Here is a 21,741-nt window from a genome sequence, read left to right as displayed (position 1 = left end):
CGGGGCTGCTGCGTCCTGCCGCGCCGGGGCGGTCGTCGCGACCGGCGCGCGGGCGGCGGCGCGGTCGTGGGGTCGCTGGTGGGCGGTGTGGGGCCGCCCTAGCTTTCCGGCTGGGGGCCCGCGGCGCAGGGGCGGGGAGGGGGCTTCAGGGCGTGCGCTTCGTCGTCTTCGGGCTGACCGTCAGCTCCTCGTGGGGGAACGGGCACGCCACGCTGTGGCGCGGGCTGGCGGGGGCGCTCGCGCGCCAGGGGCACCGGCTCGACTTCTTCGAGCGCGATCAGCCCTGGTACGCCGCGCACCGCGACCTGACGACGCTCCCGGCCGGCGAGCTCGTGATCTACCGCGAGCTGTCCGAGGTGCACGCGCGCGTGGACGAGGCGATCGCCTCCGCCGACGTGGCCATGGTCACCTCCTACTGCCCGGACGGCGTGGAGGCGGGCGATCGGGTGCTCTCCGCCCGCTCGGCGCTCCGCGTCTTCTACGACATGGACACCGGGATCACCCTGGAGCGGGCGCGGCGCGGGCAGCCGGTCGAGTGGCTGGGCCCCCGCGGGCTGCGCCACCACGACCTGGTGCTCTCGTACACGGGCGGCCGGGCGCTCGGCGCGCTGGCGGGGCTGCTCGGCGCCCGGCGGGTCGCGCCGCTCCACGGCTCGGTGGATCCGGAGGTCCACCGGCCCTCCCGCCCGGTCCGCCCGTTCCTCGGCGACCTCTCGTACCTGGGGACCTACGCGCCCTCGCGGCAGGCCGTGCTCGAGGCGCTGTTCCTCGGCCCGGCGGAGCGGCTCCCGGACCGCACGTTCGTGCTCGCCGGCTCGATGTACGACGACCGCTTCCCGTGGCGCCCCAACGTCCGCTACGTGCGGCACCTCGAGCCCTCGCTCCACCCCGCGTTCTTCTGCTCGTCGCCGCTCACGCTCAGCGTCACCCGCGCCGAGATGGCGGCGCTCGGCCACTGCCCGTCGGGCCGGCTGTTCGAGGCGGCCGCCTGCGGCGTGCCGGTCCTGTCCGACTGGTTCGACGGCCTGGACGCGTTCTTCACGCCGGGCGAGGAGATCCTGGTGGCCCGCTCGCCCCGCGAGGCCGTGGCCGCGGTGGAGCTGCCGCGCGAGCGGCTCGCCCGCATGGGCGCGCGCGCCCGCGAGCGCGCGCTCGACGAGCACACCGCCGCCGCCCGGGCCCGTGAGCTGGTCCGCCTGTGCGAGGCGGCCCGCCGCCGCGAGCGGCTGGCGCCGCCGGCGGCCGCCGGGGCGGAGGCGCGGGCCGGGCCGGACGGCGGGACGCGGGGGGCCACGGCGGCGCTCGACGCGGCGGCGGAGGGGCTGGCCGGATGACGTGGGGCATCGTGCCCGCGGCCGGCGTGGGGAGCCGGATCCAGCCGCTCGCGTTCTCGAAGGAGCTCCTGCCGGTGGGGAGCCGCATGGTGGACGGCAGCGAGCGGCCGCGCGCCGTCTCGGAGTACCTGGTGGAGCGGATGCTCCGCGGCGGCGCCGACCGGCTGTGCTTCGTCATCTCGCCGGGCAAGTCGGACATCGTCGAGTACTTCGGCGGCGCGGTCGGCGGCGCCCGCATCTGCTACGTGGTCCAGCCCAGGCCGGCCGGGCTGTGCGACGCGCTGTTCCGCGCGCTGCCGTTCGTGGGGCCAGCGGACGAGGTGCTGGTGGGGCTGCCGGACACGGTCTGGTTCCCCGCCGACGGCTACCGCGCGCTCCCGGGCGGCGGCCTCTCGTTCCTGTGCTTCCCGGTGGACCGGCCGGAGCTGTTCGACGCGGTGGTCGGCGGGCCGGACGGCGCCGTGCGCGAGGTGCAGGTGAAGGCCGCGCGGCCGTCCACCGGCTGGGTGTGGGGCGGCGTCAAGCTGACCGGCGCGGTGCTCGCCGAGCTGCACGCGCTGTTCCTGGAGCGCGGCGAGACCGACGCGTACGTCGGGACGCTGGTCAACGCCTGGCTGGCGCGCGGCGGCGCGGCGCGGGCGGTGCACGCGGGGCGCGCCTACGTGGACGTCGGGACGCTCGACGGGTACCGGCAGGCGCTGCGGCTGCTCCGCGAGGGGCCGCAGCCCGAGCCCGAAGAGGCCGGCGAGGCGCCGGGGATGGGGAGCGGATGACGCGAGCGGAGATCGAGGCGCGCGTGCGCGCGCTCTCGCCGTGGTTCCACAATCTCGAGCTGAGCGGCGTGCGCACGGCGCCTGACCACTTCCTCGGCGACTACCCGGGCCTGGTCTGGCGCGCGATCGCGCCCGCGCTCCCGCAGGACCTCTCGGGCCGGAGCGTGCTCGACGTGGGGTGCAACGCGGGCTTCTTCTCGCTCGAGATGAAGCGGCGCGGCGCCGACCGCGTGCTGGGCGTGGACTTCGACCCGCGCTACCTGGCCCAGGCGCGCCTCGCCGCCGAGATCTCCGGCTTCGAGATCGAGCTCCGGGAGCTGTCGGTCTACGACGTCGCGCGGCTCGGAGAGCGCTTCGACGTGGTGCTGTTCATGGGCGTGCTCTACCACCTGCGCCACCCGCTGCTCGCGCTCGACCTCCTGCGCGCGCACGCGGTCGGCGACCTGCTCGTGTTCCAGAGCATGCTGCGCGGCTCGAACGGCCGGCTCCCGGCGGAGCCCGACTATCCGTTCGAGGAGCGCGAGGTCTTCGACCACCCCGCCTGGCCCAAGCTGCACTTCGTCGAGCGGCGCTACGCGCACGACGAGACCAACTGGTGGATCCCGAACCGCGCCTGCGTCGAGGCGATGCTCCGCTCGGCCGGGTTCGCGCCCGCGCCGGTGCCGGGCACCGAGGTCTACCTGTGCCGCCCGGCCGAGCCGGATCCCTTCGGCGGACCGGTGTACCCGGCGACGCCGCGCGACGGAGGTGCGCCGTGATCGAGGCGGTGATGCTCTGGAACGAGCCGAACAACCTGTCGCACTGGGACTTCGGCGCGGACCCGGGCTGGGGACGCTTCTCGCAGATGGTGCGCCTCGCCGGGGCGGCGGTGCGCGCGGAGCGGCCCGGCCTGACCCGCGTGCTGGGCGGCACCTCGCCCATCGACGCCGGCTTCCTGCGCCTGCTGGAGTCGCAGGGTGCGCTCGCCGAGGTGGACGCCGTCGCCGTCCACGGGTTCCCGCTCGACTGGAACCACTGGCAGATCCACGAGTGGCCGGCCCGGCTCGCCGAGATCACCTCCGCCGTGCGGCTCCCGGTGTGGATCTCCGAGGTGGGCGTCTCGTCGTTCGGCGCGGAGGAGGTCCAGGAGTGGGGGCTCCGCCGCACCGCCGAGCTGCTGCTCGGCAAGGCGCCGCGCATCCACTGGTACAGCCTGTTCGACCTGCCGCGCGCGTGGCCCGCCACCACCCGCCACCGCGAGGCGGAGGGCTCGTCGTACTACCGGCACTTCTACATGGGGCTCGTCCGCGAGGACGGCACGCCCAAGCCGGCGCTGGCGGCGTTCCCCGCGCTCGCGCCCGGCCTGGGGATCTGCCAGTGGTTCCACTTCGAGGACCCGCGCCTCGACGCGGGCGTGCGCTGGCTGGAGGACCTCGGCGTGCGCCACCTGCGCACCGGCCTCTCCTGGGCGGACAGCTACCGGCCGGGCTGGGAGGCCTGGTTCGACCGGCAGATGCGCGCGCTGGAGCCGTTCGAGGTGACGGTCACGTTCTGCTTCACGCCGGAGCACCGCGGGCTGAAGCCGCACCACACCAGCCCGCCGCGCGAGCCGGAGGAGTACGCGGACTTCTGCGCGCGGATGGTCCGGCGCTACGCCTGACCGCGGCCGCGGCCGCGCGCGCGGCCCCGGCGCGAGCCCCCCGAGCGCGACCCGCCGCGCGAGGTCCTGCGCGAGCTCCCGCGCGACGTGCCGCGGCGCGTGCCCGACCGCGACGAGGTCCCGCCGCGGCGCGCGGTGCGGGCCGCCTCCGCGCGCGAGGCCCGGCGGCGCCCCTGCGTCTCGCCCGTGCGGCGCCCGCCCGTCCGGCCGCGCGTGCCGCCGCGCGCGCCAGCCCGCGCGCCAGCCGACGACCGCGCCGATCCCGCCCGCGACGTCTTGCGCGTGCGACTCCCGCCGCGCGCCGACCGCGCGCCGGCGCGTCCCGCCGACGTGCGGCTCCGCGCCCGCGCACCCGACCGCGCCCCGCCGCGCCCGGCGCGGCTCGCCCGCCGCGAGGTCCGGCGCCCGCGCGCCCGCGCGTCCGCCGTCTCCCGGCCGATGAGCTTGTTGAAGTTCGAGCGCTGCCCGCCGGCGGTGGTCTCCTCGTACGTGAACGCGAGGTTCGCCTCGTCGAACTTGCGGAACCAGTCGTCCCACGGGATCCGCTCCAGCTTGCCCTCGCCGCCGTAGCCCGGGAAGTCGATGCGGATGATGCCGGTCTCGTCGCCCCGCTCGGTGCCGCCGACCGACGCCGGCCAGCCCCCGCGCTCCTCCACCCACCTGCGGATCGTGTCGTGATCCGTCGTCGTGCTCGAAACCCGTCCCGCCATGCGCCACCTCCGTGACGCGTACATCCTGCGCACGGCGCCTGGCCGGCGGGAGCCCGCCCGGCCTCCGCGCGCGGGCGCGGCCGCGGCCGCGCTGCCGGGGTGCGCAGGTGGGTCCCGGGCCCACCGCGACGCCCCGGCGGCGCGCGCGACGGCGCTTGCGGCGCCCCCGTCCTGCGGAGAAGATCCGCGCCTCGCGCAAAGGAGATCCACATGACCCGCCTCGCCCTCGCCGCCGTGATCACCCTCGCCCTCGCCGCCCCGGCGGCCGCGCAGGTGCCCTGGGACGCCGCCAAGAAGGCGGCGGGCCAGGCCACCGTCGGGAAGCTCGAGAAGGAGATCAACCGCCGCCTGCTGGAGGAGGGGCGCAAGAACCAGTGCTCCTTCAAGACCGACACCGACCAGCTCGAGCCCGGCTGCGACCAGAAGATGAAGCGGCTCTCGAACGCGCTCGTGGACGCGAAGAAGCGCCTCAACGGCGCCGGCGTGAAGAACTTCAAGTTCGTGGTGTCCGGCCACACCGACACGTCCGGCTCGGCCGCGCACAACCAGGAGCTGTCCGCCCGCCGCGCCGCGGTGATCGAGAAGGAGCTGGTGGCGCGCGGCATCCCGCAGGGCGAGATCGAGTCGGTGGGCATGGGCTCGAAGAAGCCGCTGGTGAAGCCCGACGACACGCCGGCCAAGAAGGCGAAGAACCGGCGCTACGAGCTGCAGGTGAGGCTCTAGCGCTGGCGGACCGGAGGCGATCCCGGCCCGCGCCGCCGCGCGCCGGCGGCCCGCCTCTGCTAGCATCCGGGGCCGTCGGAGGGGCGCATGGACTGGTGGATGTGGGTGCTGGCCGGGATCGGCCTGCTGGTGGTGGAGCTGGTCACGCCGGGCGGCCTGTTCGCGCTGTTCTTCGGCGTGGGCGCGCTGGTGGTCGCGCCCGCCGCGGCGGCGGGCCTGGGCCGCGTCGGGCAGTGGCTGCTGTTCACCGCGGTGTCGCTGGTGCTGCTCGCGACCCTGCGCCGCCGCCTGCAGGATCGGCTGACGCGGCGCCCGGGCGGCGCGGTGGACTCGCTCGTCGGCGAGGAGGTGGTGCTGCTCGGGGACGTGCCCGCCGGCGGCGAGGGCGCCGCCGAGCTGCGCGGCGTGCCCTGGCGCGCGCGCGCGGTCGGCGGGGACACCCTGCGCGCCGGCCAGCGGTGCCGGGTGGAGCGGGTCGAGGGCGTGTTGCTGTGGGTCCGCGCCGCCTGACGGCGCGCACGAGGTCCGGGAGGACGGGATGGAAGCGATGAGCGCCGGCCTGATGATCGCGATCGTGATCGCGGCCTTCGCCGTGTTCGTGGTGGTGAAGACCGCGGTGGTGGTGCCGCAGCAGAACGCGTACGTGGTGGAGCGGCTGGGCCGGTTCCACACCGTGCTCGACGCGGGCTTCCACGTGCTGCTGCCGTTCGCGGACGTCATCCGCTACCGGCACACGCTGAAGGAGCAGGCGGTCGACATCCCCGAGCAGATCTGCATCACCAAGGACAACGTGCAGGTGGCGGTGGACGGCATCCTCTACCTGAAGGTGCTCGACGCCCAGCGCGCGTCCTACGGCATCGCCGACTACTACTACGCCATCAGCCAGCTGGCGCAGACCGCGCTCCGCTCCGAGATCGGCAAGATCGACCTCGACCGGACCTTCGAGGAGCGCTCCCACATCAACGGCATGGTGGTGACGGAGCTGGACAAGGCCAGCGGGCCCTGGGGCGTGAAGGTGCTGCGGTACGAGATCAAGAACATCACCCCGCCGCAGGACGTGCTCGCCGCCATGGAGAAGCAGATGCGCGCCGAGCGGGAGAAGCGCGCGGTGGTGCTCGCCTCGGAGGGCGAGCGCGACGCCGCCATCAACACCGCCGAGGGCAAGAAGCAGCAGGTCATCAAGGAGTCGGAGGCCTCGCGCCAGCAGCAGATCAACGAGGCCGAGGGGCAGGCGCAGGCGATCCTCGCCATCGCGGAGGCCACCGCCGCCGGGCTGCGCAAGGTGGGCGACGCCATCAGCGCGCCGGGCGGCGTGGAGGCCGTCCAGCTCCGGGTGGCCGAGCAGTACGTGGAGCAGTTCGGCCACCTCGCCAAGGTGAACAACACGGTCATCCTGCCGGCCACGCTCTCCGACGTCGGCTCCATGATCGCGGCCGCCATGAACGTGCTGAAGACCGCGCGCGCCGAGGAGCCGGTGCGCAACGCGGCGGTAGCGCCGCCGCGCGCCGGGCCCGCCATGCCGCCGCGCCCCCCGCTGCCGCGGCCCTGAGCGCACGTGACCCGAGCGCCCGCCCCGCCGCCGGCGGGGTGGGCGCCGCGACGGACCGTGCCGGGGCTCGCCGGCGTCGCCATCCTCTCGTGCGGGGAGGGACACGCATGATCACCGCACGAATCTCGAGGCTCGCGCTCGGCGCGGCGCTGGCGCTGGCCGGCGCCGCCGCCGGCGCGCAGACGCCGGGCGTTCCACGCCCGATCCCGCGGCAGCCGGGGGCCACGCCGCCGGCCGCGGCGGCGCCCGGGCAGCCGGCGGCGGGCCAGCCGGCGCTCACCGAGGACGCCCGCAACACGCTCGCCACCCTGCACCTGCGCAACGCGTTCGAGGTGGACGCCGGGCAGCTCGCGCAGCAGCAGGGCGCGTCGCAGGCGGTGAAGGACTTCGGCCGCACGCTGGAGCAGGACGCCCGCCGGGTGGACGGGGAGCTCGCGGCGCTGGTGCGCGAGCGCGGGCAGGACGTGACGACGCTGCCGCTGCCGGAGCACGAGCGCGCCGGGCACCAGCAGATGATGGACCGGCTGCGCGCCGCGCAGGGCGACGCGTTCGACCGCGAGCTGGTCCGCGCCGCCATCGACGTCGAGCAGCGCTACGTCCAGGACCTGAAGACGATGCGCAACCGGACGCCGGGCCAGGACCCGCGCCTGAAGAAGTGGCTGGACGACACCGAGAACGTCGCCGAGGCGCACCTCGCCGCGGCGCGCGCGCTGAAGCGCAGCCAGGACGGGCAGCGCGCGGCGCGCCGTCCGCCGGGCTCGCGCTAGCCGCGCCGGCTGGCCGCGTCGAGGTGCCGGCGGGCATCCTCGGCGCGGCCCAGCCGCGTGAGCAGCCGGGCGGCTGCGCGGTGCGCCTCGGGGAGCGCGGGATCGGACTCCAGGGCGCGGGCGCACGCGAGCAGGGCCTCGTCGAGCAGCCCCTGGGCCTCGAGCGCCGCGGAGAGCTCCACGCCGGCGGGCGCGCGCAGCGCCGGGTCCTCGAGCGCGCGGCGCAGGTGCAGCTCCGCCGCGCGCGCGTCGCCGCCGTCGCGCAGGAGCAGCCGCCCCAGGTGCAGGTGGGCGCCGGCGTGATCCGGCGCGACCCCGAGCGCCTGCCGGTAGGCGGTGCGCGCCTCGGCGGGCGCCACGTCGTGCAGATCGCGGCCCCAGTGGAACCAGGCCTCGCCGTCGAGCGGCCGGACTCCCCGGCCGCGCCGGGCCGCCGCGCGCACCAGCGGCGCCACCCGCCGGGCCAGCTCGCCGATCTCGAAGTCGAGCAGCACCTGCCCCGTCTCCGGGTGCCAGCGCGCGCCGCCGTCGCGCACCACCACGCGCCCGCCCTCGGCGGCCACGTGGACCGACGCGAGCGAGCGGCCCTCCGGGAGCTGCGCCGCGAGCCGCCGCAGCGCGCGGCGAACCCGGGCCGGCCGGAGCCGCGCCTCTACCAGCCCGGCGGCCGCCCGCAACAGCACGAGGTCCTGGAACGAGAAGCGCAGCTCGTTGCGCGGCCCGCGACGCGCCGCCACGAAGCCGGCGCGCGCGAAGCGCCGGACCTCCGCCGGCGGGAGGCCGAGCATGCGGGCGACCTCGCGGGTGCGGTAACCCCACATACGTCCGCCGAGGTTCGCACGCGCGGGCGGATCTGGGAAGCGCGGGCCGCGGGGGCGGGCGGGGGCTGATCACCTGCGGTGCCCGACCGGCTGGAGCGATACCGCGCCATGCGCGACCCGGGCCGGACGCCGGAGCCGTTCGGCGGCCGTGAGCCCGGCGCGCGCGATCCCGGCCCGGCGCGGGCCTTCGTGGTCCAGAAGCACGCGGCGCGGCGGCTCCACTGGGACTTCCGGCTGGAGCTCGGCGGCACGCTGCGGAGCTGGGCCGTGCCGAAGGGCCCCTCCGCCGATCCGTCCGACCGCCGCATGGCCATCGAGGTCGAGGATCACCCGGTCGAGTACGCCGACTTCGAGGGGCTCATCCCGGCGGGAAACTACGGCGCCGGGGCCGTCATCGTGTGGGATCGCGGCGCGTGGTGGCCGGTGGGCGATCCCGAGGACGGGCTGGCGCGCGGCAAGCTGGTGTTCCGGCTGCGCGGCCACAAGCTGCACGGTGAGTGGACGCTGGTCCGGACCCGCGCCGCGGACGGCGGGAAGCGCGAGTGGCTGCTCCTGAAGCACCGCGGCGATCCGTTCGCCGGGCCGGGGCGGCCGTTCCCCGAGGCCTCGGTGCTCTCCGGCCGCACGGTGGAGGAGCTCGCGGCCGGGACGAGCCGGGCCGAGGCGGCCGCGCGCGAGGCCGCGCGCCTGGGCGCCCCGGCGCGCCCGCTCCCGCGGCGAGGGCTCGCGCCGATGCTGCCGGGGGCGCGCCGCGCGCCGTTCGACCGCGCCGGCTGGCTCTTCGAGGTGGCGCAGGGCGGCCGGCGCGTGTCGGCGCGCCGCGAGGGCATGGGGGCGGTGCTGCGCACGCCGGCGGGCGAGGACCTCGCCGCGCGCTTCCCCGAGGTGGCGCTCGCCGTGGGGCTCCTGCCGGGAGATCCGGTGCTCGACGGGGAGCTGGTCGTGCTCGACGACGAGGGGCGGGCCTCGCCGGAGGGGCTCGAGGCGCGCGCCCGCGCGGATCCCTCCGCCGCCGCGGGCGCCGCGCTGCAGCGGCCCGGGACGCTGTTCGCGTTCGACCTGCTGGCCCTGGCCGGGCGCGACCTGCGCGGGCTGGCGCTCGCCGACCGCAAGCGGCTGCTCGCCGCGATCGCGCCCGCGGTCGGCCCGGTCCGCTACGCCGGCCACGTCGAGCGCGAGGGGCGGGCGCTCCACCGCGAGGCGGCGCGCCGGAGCCTCCCCGGCGTGCTCGCCCGCCGCGCCGCGGCGCCCTACCGGGCGGGCCGATCCGCCGACTGGGTCCTGGTGCCGGCCGCGGAAGGCGCGGCGCCGCGCCCGCCGGGGCCGCGCGTCCGGTCGCGGCCGCCGGCGGCGCCACGCTCCGGGCCGCCGGAACGCAGCGTGAATGTGACCCACCCGGAGAAGGTCTGGTTCCCGGAGGACGGGATCACGAAGGGCGAGCTCCTCGCCTACCACCGGGCCGTCGCGCCGTTCATGCTGCCGTTCCTGGCCGATCGTCCGCTGGTGCTCACCCGCTTCCCGGACGGCATCCACGGCCGGAGCTTCCTCCAGGAGGACGCGCCCGCGTGGCGGCCGCCCTGGCTGCGCGCGGTGACGGTGCACGCAGGGGAGGGGGACCGCGCCGTCGAGCACCTCGTGGTGGACGACGCCGACGGCCTCGCCTGGCTGGTGAACCAGGGCGCGATCCCCTTCGACGTGCTGGCGGGCCGCGCCGGCGCCCTGGAGCGGCCGGACTGGTGCGTGGTGGAGCTCGAGGCGGGCGGCGCGCCGTTCGCGCACGTGGTGCGGGTGGCGCGCGCGCTCCACGCGCTCTGCGGCGCCGCCGGGCTGCCGAGCCACGTGAAGACCACCGGGGAACGGGGGCTGCACGTGCTCGTCCCGCTGGGCGGCCAGCTCACCCACGCGCAGGCGCGGACGCTGGCCGAGCTGCTGGCGCGGACGGTCGAGGCGGAGCTGCCGGAGCTCGCCACCACCGCCCGCGCGGCCGCGGCGCGCCGCGGCCGCGTGCACCTCGACTGCCATCGCAACGGCCACGGAACCGCCATCCCCGCGCCCTACACGGTCCGGCCGCGGCCGGGCGCGCCGGTGTCCACGCCGCTGCGCTGGAGCGAGGTGAGCGCCCGCCTCGACCCCGCCCGGTTCACCGTCCGGACCGTTCCCGCGCGCGCGGCCCGGCTCGGCGCGGATCCGCTCCGGCCCGTGCTGACCGAGCGCCCCGACCTGCTGCGCGCGCTCGCGCGCCTGCGGGAGCGGCCGGGTGCGGCCGGCCGGCGCGCCGCGCGCCGCCCGTGAGGCGCCGCACGCCTGCGGATGCGACCCGCTGCCGCGCGCGCCGCGTCCTGGCGCCCGCGCGCGTGTGGGGACAGGTGGCGGAACCCCGCCCGGGGGGCGACTTTGCGGCAATGTGCGGCTCGCCGCGCAATCGCCCGCGCAATGAATGTCGAAGGGAGCGTGGACAATCAATGCGGATGGACTATGTTCCCTCCACACCCGAGGGACACGCCATGCCGAGACCCGCCCGCGAGACCTCCATCGACGCCATCATCCGCGAGACCGCCGACCGCGTGGTCGAGCGGATCTCCGCCGCCATCGCCCGGCAGGTCGGCGAGCTCGTGCAGGACGGGATCCAGCGCGAGATGGCCGCGGGCCGCGCCGGGCGGCCCGTGCGCACCAGCCGGCGCCGCGTCGAGATCACCCGCTGGGTGGCGGACGCGCGCGCGCGCCGCGTGCCGAACTTCGTCATCCAGGCGACCGGCCTCGACACCAAGAAGAAGATCGTGGCCCGCTTCGGCGAGAACGCGGCGTTCGAGAAGGGCAAGCCGCTGCCGCGCGCCCGCGCCTGAGGCCTCAGCGCCGGACCAGGCCCGCCACCAGCCCCGCCCGCTCCAGCGCCTCGACGCCGCGGTCGGCGTCGGGCGCGTCCACCCAGAACCCGACCCCCTGGCGCCGCGCGCGGAACGCGCTCGGCGGCGCCAGGTCCTCCGTCTCGGCGCCGTACTCCAGCCCCGCGCCGCCCAGCGCCTGCTCCACCGCCTGCGCCTCCTCGAGCCGCGCCGCGAGGTAGACGCGCACGATCTCGGTGCCCTCCTCGAAAGCCTCCATCGGGATGCGTGCCATCGGGTTCCTCCGGCGCCAATGTAACCCGCCGCGCCGGGCGTGCCCGCGCTATCCTCCCCCGCCATGACGCGATCCTCCCTCGCCCCCGCCGGCGCCGCCCTCGCGCTCGTGCTCGCGGCCGCGCTCGCCGCGCCCGCCGCCGCCCAGCCGGACGCGGCCGGCGCCCCGCCCGCCGCCGCGGCGTCCCCCCGGGACGCGGCCGCCACCCCGGCGCGCGCGCCGCGCGTGGAGGTGCGCGTCGAGCCCCAGGGCGAGGCGCGCCCGTTCTTCGAGCCGCACCTGCCGACGCCGCTCCGCGAGCGCGGCCCGCGGGGCCTGCTGTGGTGGCAGTGGCTCGCGATGCCGGTGGTCGCGCTGCTCGCGATGGCGCTCGGCTCCATGCTCGGGTGGGGCACGCGCCAGGTGCTCGGGCACCTCGCCGCGCGCACCCGCACGACCTGGGACGACCTGCTGCTGCAGCGCATCGCGAGCCCGCTCACCGCGCTGTGGGCGGTCGGCCTGGTCACCGCGATGCTCCCGTGGCTGGTCCTGCCCGACGGCGCCGCCACGGTGGTGCACCACCTGCTGCGCGCGGTCGCGTTCCTGGTGGTGTTCTGGGGCGCCTACCGCTCGGTGGGCGTCGCGTTCCAGGCCATGGCGCTGGCGCCGCGCACCGCCGCGAACCCGGGGCTGGCCGCGTTCCTCCCGGTCGGCCGCAAGATCGCGAAGGCGGCGGTGGTGGCCATCGGCCTCATCTCCGTCCTGAACGAGCTCGGGTTCCAGGTGGCGAGCCTCCTCGCCGGCCTGGGCATCGGCGGCATCGCGGTGGCGTTCGGCGCCCAGAAGACGGTCGAGAACCTGTTCGGCTCGGTGTCGATCGGCGTGGACCAGCCGTTCCGGCAGGGCGACTACGTGAACGTGGAGGGCGTCACCGGGACGGTGGAGTCGATCGGCATGCGCTCGACGCGCATCCGCACGCTGGACCGGACGCTCGTCACCATCCCGAACGGCAAGCTCTCGGAGATGCGCAGCGAGACCTTCGGCGCGCGCGATCGCATCCGGCTCTCGCTCAACCTGGGGCTCTCCTACGCGACCACGGCCGCGCAGATGCGCGAGGTGATCCGCCGGGTGGACGCGCTGCTGCGCGCGCACCCGAAGGTCCACCCGGACGGCATCGGCGTGCGGTTCACGGCGCTGCTCGACTCGACGCTCAACGTCGAGGTGCTCGCCTGGTTCCAGACCACCGACTGGAACGAGTTCTGCGAGATCCGCACCGAGGTGCTGCTGCAGATCATGGAGGCGGTGGAGGGGGCCGGATCGTCCTTCGCGTTCCCGACCCGCACCGTCCAGCTCGTGTCGGAGGACGGCGCCGAACGGGCGCGGCGGTAGGAGCGGCGCGCAGGCGGCCCTCCCCGCAAAGACGAAGGGCCCGGCGTCGCCGCCGGGCCCTTCGAGATTGGTGGAGCTGATCGGGATCGAACCGACGACCTCTAGAGTGCGATTCTAGCGCTCTCCCAGCTGAGCTACAGCCCCACGAAGACTTCCCCGAGGTCAGGGGACCGCTTCTCTAACGGTTCCGGCCGGGGAGTGTCAAGCACCGTCTGCCCCACCGGCCTCGATGCTATGTTGGTCTCCCCCATGCGCACGCCTGGAAAGCCCCTCACGCCCGCTGAGCTGTCGGCCCTCGAGCACGCCTTCGCCTCCGATCCCGCCTCGGACGCCTACCGTCCCTTGACCGAGGCCTACCTCGCCGCCGGCCGCTTCATGGAGGCGATGGTCGTCTGCAAGAAGGGCGTGAAGGCGCACCCCGACGATCCCGCCGCCAAGGTGCTGCTGGCGCGCGTCTACGCCGAGCAGGGGAAGGATCGGAAGGCGCTCGAGGAGCTCGGCGCGGTGCTCGCGGCGTTCCCCACGTTCGCGGCCGCGAACCAGCTCGCCGGCGTCCTCCACCTCCGGCTGGGTGAGCGGGAGGCGGGCGAGGCGGCGCTGCGCCGCGCCGCCGACGCCGCGCCGAACGACCCCGAGATCCGTGCGCTGCTGGAGAAGCACGGGGTCGCGCCGGCGGCGCCCGCCGCGCCCGCCGCCCCGCCGCGCCCGGCCGCGGGAGCCGCGCCGGCCGCCGCGGGGGGACCGCCCGTCGCGCCGCGCGTCGCGGCGCCGGGCCAGCGCCCGCCCGCCCCCCCGCCGGTGCGTCCGCAGGCGCCGGGCGCGCCGGCTGCGGCCGAGGCCTCGGAGGAGGTGCCGCTGCCGACGCCGCCGCCCGCGCAGGCGAGCGGCGCCGCGTACGCGCAGCAGCTCGCGGAGAAGTACGGCACCCAGACCTTCCAGATCCCGCACTCGCGCCAGCCGAAGCGCGTCGGCCGGGGGCCCATCGTGGCCACGGTGGCGCTCGCCGCCGCCCTGGCGGTCGCGCTGGGCGGCTGGGCGCTCTACAGCAAGGCGCGCAAGGAGCGGATCGAGGCCATCGACCGGCTGCTCCGCGAGACGCGCGAGCTGGTGGACCGCGACGCGTACGCCGCCTACGGCGAGGCGGCGGCGAAGCTCCAGGACATCCTGAAGCGCGACCGCGACGCGCTCGCGGGCCACGCGTTCCTCGCGTACGTGGACGCGATCCGCTGGGCCGAGCACGGCGACGGCGACGCCGTGCGCGACGAGGCGATGCGCCACGTGGACGCGGCGCGGAAGCTCGGGCGCCACTCGCACCTGGTGGCGGCGGAGGCGTACCTGCGCGCGAACTCGGGCGACGCCGCCGGCGCGAAGCAGGCGCTCGACGCGGTGCTGGGCGGCGAGGAGGGCTCGCAGAGCCCGTTCCTGCTCGCGGTGCTCGGCGCGGTGCAGCTGCGCGCCGGCGATCTCGACGCGGCGCGGGACGCGCTCACCCGCGCGCAGCAGGTGAACCCCGGCGACGCCCGGACCGCCTGGCTCCTGGCCGAGCAGTTCCGGCGGCGCGGCGAGGGCTACGAGCTGCAGGCGTCCGGCTACTACGACTACGCGCTGCGGATCCAGAAGGAGCACCTCCCGTCGATCCTGGGCAAGGCCCTCGTGCTCCTCGGCCGCGGCCAGCTCGACGAGGCGGCGCGCGCCGCGGCGCTGGTCCTCGCGCCGCAGGCCGGCGCGTCGAAGCCGCAGCAGGCGCTGGCGCACGCGGTCCGCGCCGGCGTGCTCGCCGCGCACGGCAAGGCCGCCGAGGCCGCGTCGGAGGAGCAGGCCGCCGCCAAGCTCGACCCGTCCAGCCCGGAGATCCCGTGGCTGGTCGGGCAGCGCAAGCTGCGCGCCGGCGACGCCGCCGGGGCGGTGGAGGCGTTCCAGCGCGCGGTGTCGCTCGACGACCGCCGCGTCTCGCTCTACGCCGACCTGGTGCGGGCGCAGCTCGCGCAGGAGGGCGGCGCGCAGCGCGCCCTGGAGACGCTGAAGCGGGCCGTGGCGCGCGTGGGCGAGAGCCCGCGCCTCGCGCTGCTGCTCGGCGACGCCTACCGCGCCGCGGGCGACGCCGACCTGGCGCGCGGCCAGTACGAGAAGGCCATCGCGCTCGGCAAGCCGTTCCCGGACGCGCGCGTGGCGCTGGCGCGGCTCCACCGCGACCGCAACAACGTCCCGGGCGCGCTGGTGGAGCTGACGCAGGCCATCGACGAGTACGGCCAGGGCGGCGCGGGCGGCGCGGCCGCGGCCTACGTCGAGATGGCGGACGTGGAGCGCGCGCGCGGCGCGCGCGCCGAGGTGGTGGCCGACCTGTACCGCAAGGCGCTCGAGAAGGACCCGGCGAGCTGCGAGGCGCTCTGGGGCGCCGGCAAGCTCGAGCACGACGCGAACAAGCTCGCCGACGCCAAGACGAAGCTGGGCGCCTACGCGAAGCTGTGCCCGCGCGCGCCCCACGCGGCCGAGGCCGCGCGCCTCGCCGGCGGGAACTGAGCGGGGCGAAGCGCAATCACGTGCGATCGCGCCGCATTGGCGGCGCGCCGGCATGGGGTCATGGTGTCGCACGTACCCGGACGGTGGGTCCTGGGCAGGCGATGCGGCGTGGCGCGCAGCCCCACCCCCTGTCGCTCGCGCTCGGGATTGTTCGCTCGCGCAGCGAGGTCGACACTGCTCGTGATGATTCAGCGCCTCAAGCAGGCGCTCGGGGGATTCAGTCATGCAGCTCTCGTTGATTCCGCTGGGAGCGTCGGCGATCGCCGCGTTGCTGCTCTGGTCCGGGGACGCGAGCGCGCGGGAGAAGTTCCGGCCGGACGGTGCGAGCCGCTCTGACGGTGTGGCGGACCGCGCCGAGCGTGCGGCGCCCGCCGAGCCCGGCGTGCCCGCTGGCCGCGAGCCGCTCGGCGCCGATGTCCAGGGCGAGCCGCCCGCGGAAGATCGCGCCGGCGAGCAGGGTCAGCAGAACGGCGTCGGCCACGACAACGGCGGCGACCATGGCAGCGGGGTCGGCCAGGGCAACGGCGGGACCCAGGGCACCGGCGGCGGATGGGGCGCGGGCGGTGTCGGCGGCGTGAACGTGGGCGGTGGGGGTGCCGGCAGCGGCGCGGGCGAAGGCGACTCGGGCGGCATCAGCGTCCCCGAGCTGGACCCGGCCGCGGCCGGCGTCATCTCCGCCCTGGTGGTCGGCGGCGGCGTCCTGCTGGCGCGCCGCCGTCGCCGCTGAGCACCGCCGCATGAGCGGGCGCGGGCGTCGCCGCAACGACCTGCGGCCGCGGTCTGCGCACCGCGCGCCTGTGGGCCGGGCTCCGATGGGCGGTGCCGGCGGCGCTGCTGGCCGCGGAGTACCTCGGGCTGTCCTTGCTCGTGGATCTTCCCATGGCCGGCCCGGCGATGGCGCTGGTCCGGCCGCTGCGCATGCTGGGGCCGGTGCTGTTCGGCGCGGCGGCGGCGGGCTGGCTGATCGCCCGCGGCGAGTCGCGCGCCGCCGCGCCCGCGGTCGCGCTCCCGCCGATCCCGGCGTGGCGGCCCTGGCCCGTCCTCGCGCTGCAGGCCTGTGCCTACGCGGTCACCGCGTCCATGGCCGCGGCGCTGCTGCGCCCGGGCGCGCCGCCGCCGTCCCCGGGCGCCATGGCGGGCTTCATCGCCTGCGCGGCGGCCACGGGCCTGCTCGCGCTCCGTTCCGCGGCCCCGCTCCGGTGGCTGCTCGCCGCGCTCGCCCGACGCTGGCTCGCGCCGCTGGTGGCGATCTCGGTGGGCCTGCTCGCCTGGCGCGCGGCGGCCGCGGCGGAGGGGTTGTGGGGGGTGCTCTCGGCGGTGACCCTGCACGCGGCCGGCGCGCTGGCGTCGGCCGCCGGCGCGAACATCCAGGTGGACGCCGCCCGCAGCGTGATCTGGGCGAGCGGGCTGCGCATCGAGATCGCGCCCATCTGCTCCGGCGTGGACGGCGTCGGGCTGGTGGTCCTGTTCCAGGCGGTCTGGATCGCGCTCGCGCGCGGGCGCATCCGGTGGGAGCGCGCGCTGGTGCTCCTGCCGCTCGGTGCCGCGGCCGCGCTGGCCGGCAACGTGCTGCGGGTCGCCGTCCTGACGCGGCTCGCCGCGGCGGGCCGCCCGGACCTCGCGTTCGGCGGCTTCCACTCCAAGCTCGGCTGGGCGTTCTTCATCGCCATCGCGCTCGGCAGCGTCGCCGTCGCCGAGCGATCGCGGTGGCTGGCCCGCCCCGCCGGCGCGGAGGGCGGCGCGGCCGCGGGCGTCCCGCCCGGCGCGGGCGCGTACGCGGCGCCGTTCGTCGCCACGCTCGCGGCGGCGCTCGTCACCTCGATGCTGGCCGAGGGCGGCGTGGATCGGCTCTACGGGCTCCGCGTCGCCGCGGGCGCCGTGGTCCTGCTGGCCGTCCGGCGCCGGCTCCCGGCGGCGGCGCTCGCCCCGGCGCTGCTCCCGGTCGCGGCCGGGGTGGCGGTGGGCGCGGCCTGGATCGCGCTGGCCGGCGGCGACGCGACGGCCGTCTCCGAGGGGCTGGCCCGGATGGGCCCGGCGGAGCGGGCAGCGTGGATCTCGGTGCGGCTCGCCGGCTCGTGCCTGCTGGTGCCGGTCGTGGAGGAGCTCGCGTTCCGCGGCTTCCTCCTGCCGTGGCTGGTGGCGCCGGGCTTCCGAGAGGTGCCGCCGCGCGCCTGGAGCTGGCCGGCCGCGCTCGGCTCGTCGCTGGCGTTCGGCGCGATCCACTCCGAGTGGCTGCTCGGCGCCGCCGCCGGCCTGGCCTTCGCGGGCGTGCGCCGCTGGCGCGGCCGCCTCGGCGACGCGGTGCTGGCGCACGCGGTCGCGAACGCCGTCCTCGCGGCCGCGGTGCTGGGCGCCGGCCGCTGGGGCCTGTGGGGCGGGTGAGCGGGCCTCGCGCCCGTCAGTCGACGCGGTCGCGCAGGCGGTACCCGACGCCGGGCTCGGTCACCAGCAGCCGCGGCCGCGCCGGCTCGTCCTCGAGCTTCTTGCGCAGCTCGGCGACCTGGACGCGGACGTAGTGCGCCTCGGTCGCGTTCGGCCCCCACACCTCGCGCAGGATCTGGCGGTGGGTCAGCACCTTGCCGGCGTTGCGCGCGAGCATCGCGAGCACCCGGTACTCGGTGGGCGTGAGCCGCACCTCGGCGCCGCCGCGCGTGATCTCGCGGCGGGCGAGGTCGATGCGGAGCGGCCCGACCTCGACCACCGGCGGTCCCTCCGGCGGCGCCTGCGCGTGCCGGAGCGCCACGCGGAGGCGCGCCAGGAGCTCGTTCACCCCGAACGGCTTCGTCAGGTAGTCGTCGGCGCCCGCGTCGAGGGCGGCCACCTTGTCCTCCTCGCGGCCGCGCGCCGACAGCACGATGATCGGCGCGCGCGTCCACTCGCGGAGCCGCCGCGCGAGGTCGATCCCGTCGCCGTCCGGCAGCCCGAGGTCGAGGAGGAAGACGTCCGGGTTGTGGCCGGGCGCGAGCTGCTCCGCCTCGGCGACCGTCCCGGCCTCCTCGATGCGGTAGCCGTGCGCGGCCAGCGCGGCGCGCAGGAAGCGGCGCACCGGCGCCTCGTCCTCGACGACGAGCACGAGCGGGCCGCCGCCGGTCACGCCACCCCCCCGCGCACCGGCGGCTGCTCGCCGCCGGGCTCCGGCGGCGCGGGGGGCGGCGTCAAGACGGGCAAGGTGAGCCGGAACACCGCCCCGCCGCCCGGCCGGTTGGCGGCGGTGAGGCGTCCGCCGTGCGCCTGGGCGATGGCGCGTGCGACCGGGAGGCCCAGCCCGACCCCTCGAACGCCGGGGCGGGCGGCCCGCTGGAACCGCTCGAAGATGCGCTCCTCCTGGCCGGCGGGGATGCCCGGGCCGCGGTCGGCGACCTCGATCACCAGCGTCCCGCCCTCGCGCCCGGCGCGGAGCGCGATCCCCGTCCCCGGGGGCGTGTACTTGGTCGCGTTCTCGAGCAGGTTGACGAACAGCTGCTGGATCAGGATCGGGTCGATCGAGAGCAGCGGGACGTCGTCGGGGATGATGACGTCGATCGGGCGCCCCGCGAGCGGCCGCTCGAGGCGGTTCATGGCGGAGCCGACCACCTCGACGAGCGGGACCCACTCCCGCTTCGGCTCGACCACCCCCGCGTCGAGCCGCGTCATGTCGAGGAGGTTCGAGACGAGGCGCTCCAGCCGCTCCGCCTCCTCCACCATGGTGGTCATCAGCTCCCTCCGGATGATCGGGTCGTCCACGCCTTCGTCGAGGAGGAGCGTGCCGGCGCCGGTGATGGCGGCCAGCGGCGTGCGGAGATCGTGCGAGACGGAGGAGAGGAGCCCGCTCCGGAGCTCCTCGGTCCTCACCCGGAGCGCAGCCCGTCGCGCCTCGTCGGCGAGGCGCACGCGATCGAGCGCGACGGCCGCGTGCCGCCCCAGCGACTCCACGAGCTCCCGCTGCTCCCCGGTGAAGCCCCGCTCGCGCGGGGGCCGGAGGGCGATCACGGCGAGCACGTCTCCGAACGTCCGGAGCGGGAGGCAGGTCACGGGCTCGCCCGGCAGCGTGTCGGTGCCGCGCCCCGCGGGACGCCCGTGCTCGTGCACCCAGCGCGCGACGGCGAGCTCGCCGGTCCCGAGCGACTGGCCGGGGGGCGCGGAGGCCACCGGCTCGAGCGTGTCCCGGTCCCGGGCCAGGAGAAACAGCGCCGCGCACTCGAACGCCTCGGCCACCGCGCGGACGCACGCGGTGCCGACGCCGGTCGCGTCCATGGCCGCGGCCAGCTCCTTGCCGAGCGCGTACACCGCCGCCGTGCGCCGCTCCCGGGCGACCGCCGCCCGCTGCTGCTCGCGGAGGCGCAGGGTGAGCGTCCCGATGACGATGCCGACGCCCAGCATCATCGCGAAGGTCAGGACGTACCGGGCGTCGGTGACGTCGAGGGTGAACGAGGGTGGGACGAAGAAGAAGTCGTAGCAGGCGACCGCGAGCGCCGCGGCGAGGATGGAGGCCCGGCGGCCGCTGGTCAGCGCGACCACCATCACGCCCAGCAGGAACAGCATCTCCACGTCGGGCACGTGGAGCAGCGCGCGCGCCGCCGCCGCCACCGCGGTGGTGACGCCCATCACGGCCGCCGCGCGCAGGTACTCGCGGGCGGGCGTCTCGCCGCCGGGCCGCGCGGGCGCGGCGCGCACCGGTGCGTCGTCCTCGGGGCCGGAGAGGACGTGGACCTCGATCTCGCCGCTGCCGCGGATGATCTCGTCCACCAGCGAGCCGCGCAGCCGGTCGCGCCAGCGCGGGTGGCGGGGCTTCCCGAGGACGATGCGCGTGACGTTCTTCCGCCGCGCGAACTCCAGGATGCCGTCGGGGACGTGGACGCCGGACAGGCGCACCACCTCCGCCCCGAGGGACTCCGCCAGGCGGAGGTGGGCCTCCAGCCGATCGCGGTCCACCTCCGGGAGCGGCGGCCGGCCGGTGGCCTCCACCGCCGCCGCGAACCAGGGGGCCCGGAGCCCTGCGGCGATCCGGCGGCCCGCGCGGACCAGCCGCGCGGAGTCGGGCGCGGGGCCGACGCAGACCAGGACCCGCTCGGCGGTCGCCCAGGCGCGCTGGACGCCGTGCGCCTCGCGGAACGCGAGCACGTCCTCGTCCACCCTCTCCGCCATCCGGCGGAGCGCCAGCTCGCGGAGCGCGAGCAGGTTGCCGCGCTTGAAGAAGTGCTCGCGCGCGAGCGCGGCCTGCTCCGGGATGTAGACCTTGCCCTCGCGCAGGCGCTCCAGCAGCTCCTCGGGCGCGACGTCCACGAGCTCGATCTCGTCCGCGCGGTCCAGGACGGAGTCCGGGACCGTCTCCCGGACCTGCACGTGGGTGATCTGCGCGACGACGTCGTTGAGGCTCTCCACGTGCTGCACGTTCAGCGTCGTGTAGACCTCGATCCCGGCGCCGAGCAGCTCGAGCACGTCCTGCCAGCGCTTGGCGTGGCGCGAGCCCGGGGCGTTGGTGTGCGCGAGCTCGTCGAGCAGCAGGATCCGCGGCCGGCGCGCCAGCGCGGCGTCCAGGTCGAACTCGTCCAGCACGCGCCCGTGGTGCGGGAGGGCGCGCCGGGGCAGGACCTCCAGGCCGAGCAAGAGGCCCGCGGTGTCGTAGCGACCGTGTGTCTCGACCGCGCCGACCGCGACGTCGACGCCCTCAGCCACCAGGTCGCGCGCGACCTGGAGCATCCGGTAGGTCTTCCCCACGCCCGGCGCGAACCCGAAGAACACCTTGAACCGGGCGCCCTGCTCCCTGGCCTCCTCGGCGCGAACCCGCGCGAGCAGCGCGTCCGGGTCCGGGCGGTCCGTCGAAGGTGTCACGGATGGGGCCTCCGCGCCCCCGTCCTCCCGGCATCAATGCCCCGCCCGCAGAGATCGTCAAGCGCGAGGTCGAGCGCGAGGACGTTCACCCTGGGCGCGCCGAAGATGCCCAGGAGCGGCGGCTCGACGTGCCGCTCGACGAGGGCTCGCACCTCGGCGGCGGGCATGCCGCGCGCCTTCGCGACGCGCCGGACCTGGTACAGCGCAGCGGCCGGCGAGAGGTGCGGGTCGAGGCCGCTCGCGGACGCCGTCACCAGGTCGACGGGGACGGGGGCGGGGTTGCCCGGGTCCGAGGCCCGGAGCACGGCGATCCGATCGCGCACCGCCGCCACGAGCGCCGGATTCGAGGGGCCGAGGTTGGACGCCCCCGAGGCGCGGCCGTCGTACGGGCCCGGCGCGGTCGCGGACGGGCGTCCCCAGAAGTAGCGCGCGTCGGAGAGCGGCTGCCCCACCAGCGCGGAGCCGACCGGGGCGCCGTCGCGCGCGAGGACGCTCCCGTTCGCCTGGGCCGGGAAGGCGAGCTGCGCGGTGGCGGTGAGGAGCGCCGGGTAGGCCAGGCCGGTCAGGAGCGTGAAGGCGGCGAGCAGGACGAGCGCGGGGCGGATCACG

Annotated in this window: 20 protein-coding genes and 1 tRNA gene; 14 read left to right on the top strand and 7 right to left on the bottom strand. The window is 76.9% G+C overall.

Features of this window, described 5'->3' with window-relative positions:
• Nucleotides 1–152 precede the first annotated feature (152 nt).
• The 4 genes from ACOQFB_RS16570 to ACOQFB_RS16555 are packed head-to-tail and all read left to right on the top strand — an operon-like array spanning nt 153 to nt 3,746.
• On the top strand, nt 153–1,334 hold the full coding sequence (locus ACOQFB_RS16570) for a CgeB family protein (protein ID WP_421609836.1): 1,182 nt from the start codon (nt 153–155) through the stop codon (nt 1,332–1,334).
• On the top strand, nt 1,331–2,107 hold the full coding sequence (locus ACOQFB_RS16565) for a glycosyltransferase family protein (RefSeq protein WP_421609837.1): 777 nt from the start codon (nt 1,331–1,333) through the stop codon (nt 2,105–2,107). Before ACOQFB_RS16570 ends, ACOQFB_RS16565 begins: the two co-directional genes overlap by 4 nt.
• The gene (locus tag ACOQFB_RS16560) at nt 2,104–2,865 is read left to right on the top strand and encodes a TIGR04290 family methyltransferase (protein WP_421609838.1); all 762 of its coding nucleotides are present in this window, start codon (nt 2,104–2,106) and stop codon (nt 2,863–2,865) included. The genes ACOQFB_RS16565 and ACOQFB_RS16560 overlap by 4 nt, the downstream gene beginning before the upstream one ends.
• Before the next feature lie 11 nt (nt 2,866–2,876).
• Entirely contained in the window at nt 2,877–3,746 is an 870-nt protein-coding gene (locus ACOQFB_RS16555; protein ID WP_421609841.1) for a glycoside hydrolase 5 family protein, read from the top strand.
• Here ACOQFB_RS16555 and ACOQFB_RS16550 read toward each other — a convergent pair.
• Nucleotides 3,737–4,456: a hypothetical protein gene (locus ACOQFB_RS16550; RefSeq protein WP_494492279.1), complete on the bottom strand. Its 720-nt coding sequence runs from the start codon at nt 4,454–4,456 to the stop codon at nt 3,737–3,739. The genes ACOQFB_RS16555 and ACOQFB_RS16550 overlap by 10 nt on opposite strands.
• A gap of 210 nt (nt 4,457–4,666) precedes the next feature.
• Between ACOQFB_RS16550 and ACOQFB_RS16545 the strand changes: the two genes are divergently transcribed.
• The 4 genes from ACOQFB_RS16545 (at nt 4,667) to ACOQFB_RS16530 (ending at nt 7,495) form a co-directional block, all read left to right on the top strand.
• Nucleotides 4,667–5,179 carry an OmpA family protein gene (locus tag ACOQFB_RS16545; protein WP_059439408.1) on the top strand — a complete coding sequence of 171 codons (513 nt, stop codon included), beginning with the start codon at nt 4,667–4,669 and terminating at the stop codon, nt 5,177–5,179.
• Nucleotides 5,180–5,266: 87 nt separating this feature from the next.
• Nucleotides 5,267–5,689 (top strand): NfeD family protein, encoded by a 423-nt coding sequence (locus ACOQFB_RS16540; RefSeq protein ID WP_059439407.1) that lies wholly within the window; start codon nt 5,267–5,269, stop codon nt 5,687–5,689.
• Nucleotides 5,690–5,717: 28 nt separating this feature from the next.
• Nucleotides 5,718–6,728: an SPFH domain-containing protein gene (locus ACOQFB_RS16535; RefSeq protein WP_059439406.1), complete on the top strand. Its 1,011-nt coding sequence runs from the start codon at nt 5,718–5,720 to the stop codon at nt 6,726–6,728.
• A gap of 107 nt (nt 6,729–6,835) precedes the next feature.
• Entirely contained in the window at nt 6,836–7,495 is a 660-nt protein-coding gene (locus ACOQFB_RS16530; RefSeq protein ID WP_059439405.1) for a DUF4142 domain-containing protein, read from the top strand.
• Here ACOQFB_RS16530 and ACOQFB_RS16525 read toward each other — a convergent pair.
• Nucleotides 7,492–8,283: a tetratricopeptide repeat protein gene (locus ACOQFB_RS16525; RefSeq protein ID WP_494492278.1), complete on the bottom strand. Its 792-nt coding sequence runs from the start codon at nt 8,281–8,283 to the stop codon at nt 7,492–7,494. The two genes, ACOQFB_RS16530 and ACOQFB_RS16525, sit on opposite strands and share 4 nt — an antisense overlap.
• 111 nt (nt 8,284–8,394) lie before the next feature.
• Here ACOQFB_RS16525 and ligD point away from each other — a divergent pair, with 111 nt between their 5' ends.
• Nucleotides 8,395–10,608, top strand: a complete 2,214-nt coding sequence (gene ligD, locus ACOQFB_RS16520; RefSeq protein ID WP_421611009.1) for a non-homologous end-joining DNA ligase LigD — start codon at nt 8,395–8,397, stop codon at nt 10,606–10,608.
• Between the two features lie 212 nt (nt 10,609–10,820).
• A complete protein-coding gene (locus ACOQFB_RS16515; RefSeq protein ID WP_421611008.1) occupies nt 10,821–11,159 on the top strand; it encodes a hypothetical protein in 339 nt (112 codons plus the stop codon).
• Between the two features lie 4 nt (nt 11,160–11,163).
• Here the strand turns inward: ACOQFB_RS16515 and ACOQFB_RS16510 are convergent, their stop codons facing one another.
• On the bottom strand, nt 11,164–11,433 hold the full coding sequence (locus ACOQFB_RS16510) for a hypothetical protein (protein WP_421611007.1): 270 nt from the start codon (nt 11,431–11,433) through the stop codon (nt 11,164–11,166).
• Nucleotides 11,434–11,496: 63 nt separating this feature from the next.
• Here ACOQFB_RS16510 and ACOQFB_RS16505 point away from each other — a divergent pair, with 63 nt between their 5' ends.
• Nucleotides 11,497–12,801, top strand: coding sequence for a mechanosensitive ion channel family protein (locus tag ACOQFB_RS16505; protein WP_421611006.1), 1,305 nt, complete (start codon nt 11,497–11,499; stop codon nt 12,799–12,801).
• Nucleotides 12,802–12,869: 68 nt separating this feature from the next.
• Here ACOQFB_RS16505 and ACOQFB_RS16500 read toward each other — a convergent pair.
• A tRNA-Ala gene (locus tag ACOQFB_RS16500) sits at nt 12,870–12,945 on the bottom strand.
• Nucleotides 12,946–13,050: 105 nt separating this feature from the next.
• Between ACOQFB_RS16500 and ACOQFB_RS16495 the strand changes: the two genes are divergently transcribed.
• The 3 genes from ACOQFB_RS16495 to xrtE all read left to right on the top strand — a co-directional run bounded on the left by ACOQFB_RS16495 (nt 13,051) and on the right by xrtE (nt 17,703).
• Nucleotides 13,051–15,321, top strand: a complete 2,271-nt coding sequence (locus ACOQFB_RS16495; protein WP_494492277.1) for a tetratricopeptide repeat protein — start codon at nt 13,051–13,053, stop codon at nt 15,319–15,321.
• Nucleotides 15,322–15,544: 223 nt separating this feature from the next.
• Nucleotides 15,545–16,048, top strand: a complete 504-nt coding sequence (locus tag ACOQFB_RS16490; RefSeq protein ID WP_059438061.1) for a hypothetical protein — start codon at nt 15,545–15,547, stop codon at nt 16,046–16,048.
• A 92-nt stretch (nt 16,049–16,140) separates the two neighbouring features.
• Entirely contained in the window at nt 16,141–17,703 is a 1,563-nt protein-coding gene (gene xrtE / locus ACOQFB_RS16485; RefSeq protein ID WP_494492276.1) for an exosortase E/protease, VPEID-CTERM system, read from the top strand.
• Nucleotides 17,704–17,719: 16 nt separating this feature from the next.
• Here xrtE and ACOQFB_RS16480 read toward each other — a convergent pair whose 3' ends face one another.
• The 3 genes from ACOQFB_RS16480 to kdpC are packed head-to-tail and all read right to left on the bottom strand — an operon-like array spanning nt 17,720 to nt 21,740.
• Nucleotides 17,720–18,415: a response regulator gene (locus ACOQFB_RS16480; RefSeq protein WP_059438063.1), complete on the bottom strand. Its 696-nt coding sequence runs from the start codon at nt 18,413–18,415 to the stop codon at nt 17,720–17,722.
• Entirely contained in the window at nt 18,412–21,132 is a 2,721-nt protein-coding gene (locus tag ACOQFB_RS16475; protein WP_421609428.1) for a DUF4118 domain-containing protein, read from the bottom strand. The genes ACOQFB_RS16480 and ACOQFB_RS16475 overlap by 4 nt, the downstream gene beginning before the upstream one ends.
• On the bottom strand, nt 21,129–21,740 hold the full coding sequence (gene kdpC, locus ACOQFB_RS16470) for a potassium-transporting ATPase subunit KdpC (protein ID WP_059438065.1): 612 nt from the start codon (nt 21,738–21,740) through the stop codon (nt 21,129–21,131). The genes ACOQFB_RS16475 and kdpC overlap by 4 nt, the downstream gene beginning before the upstream one ends.
• Nucleotide 21,741: the final 1 nt, after the last annotated feature.

It is taken from the genome of Anaeromyxobacter sp. Red801, from assembly GCF_049201065.2.
Lineage (GTDB): Bacteria > Myxococcota > Myxococcia > Myxococcales > Anaeromyxobacteraceae > Anaeromyxobacter.
Note: the sequence above shows the minus strand (reverse complement) of the source record. Positions and strands in the feature narration are given on the sequence as shown.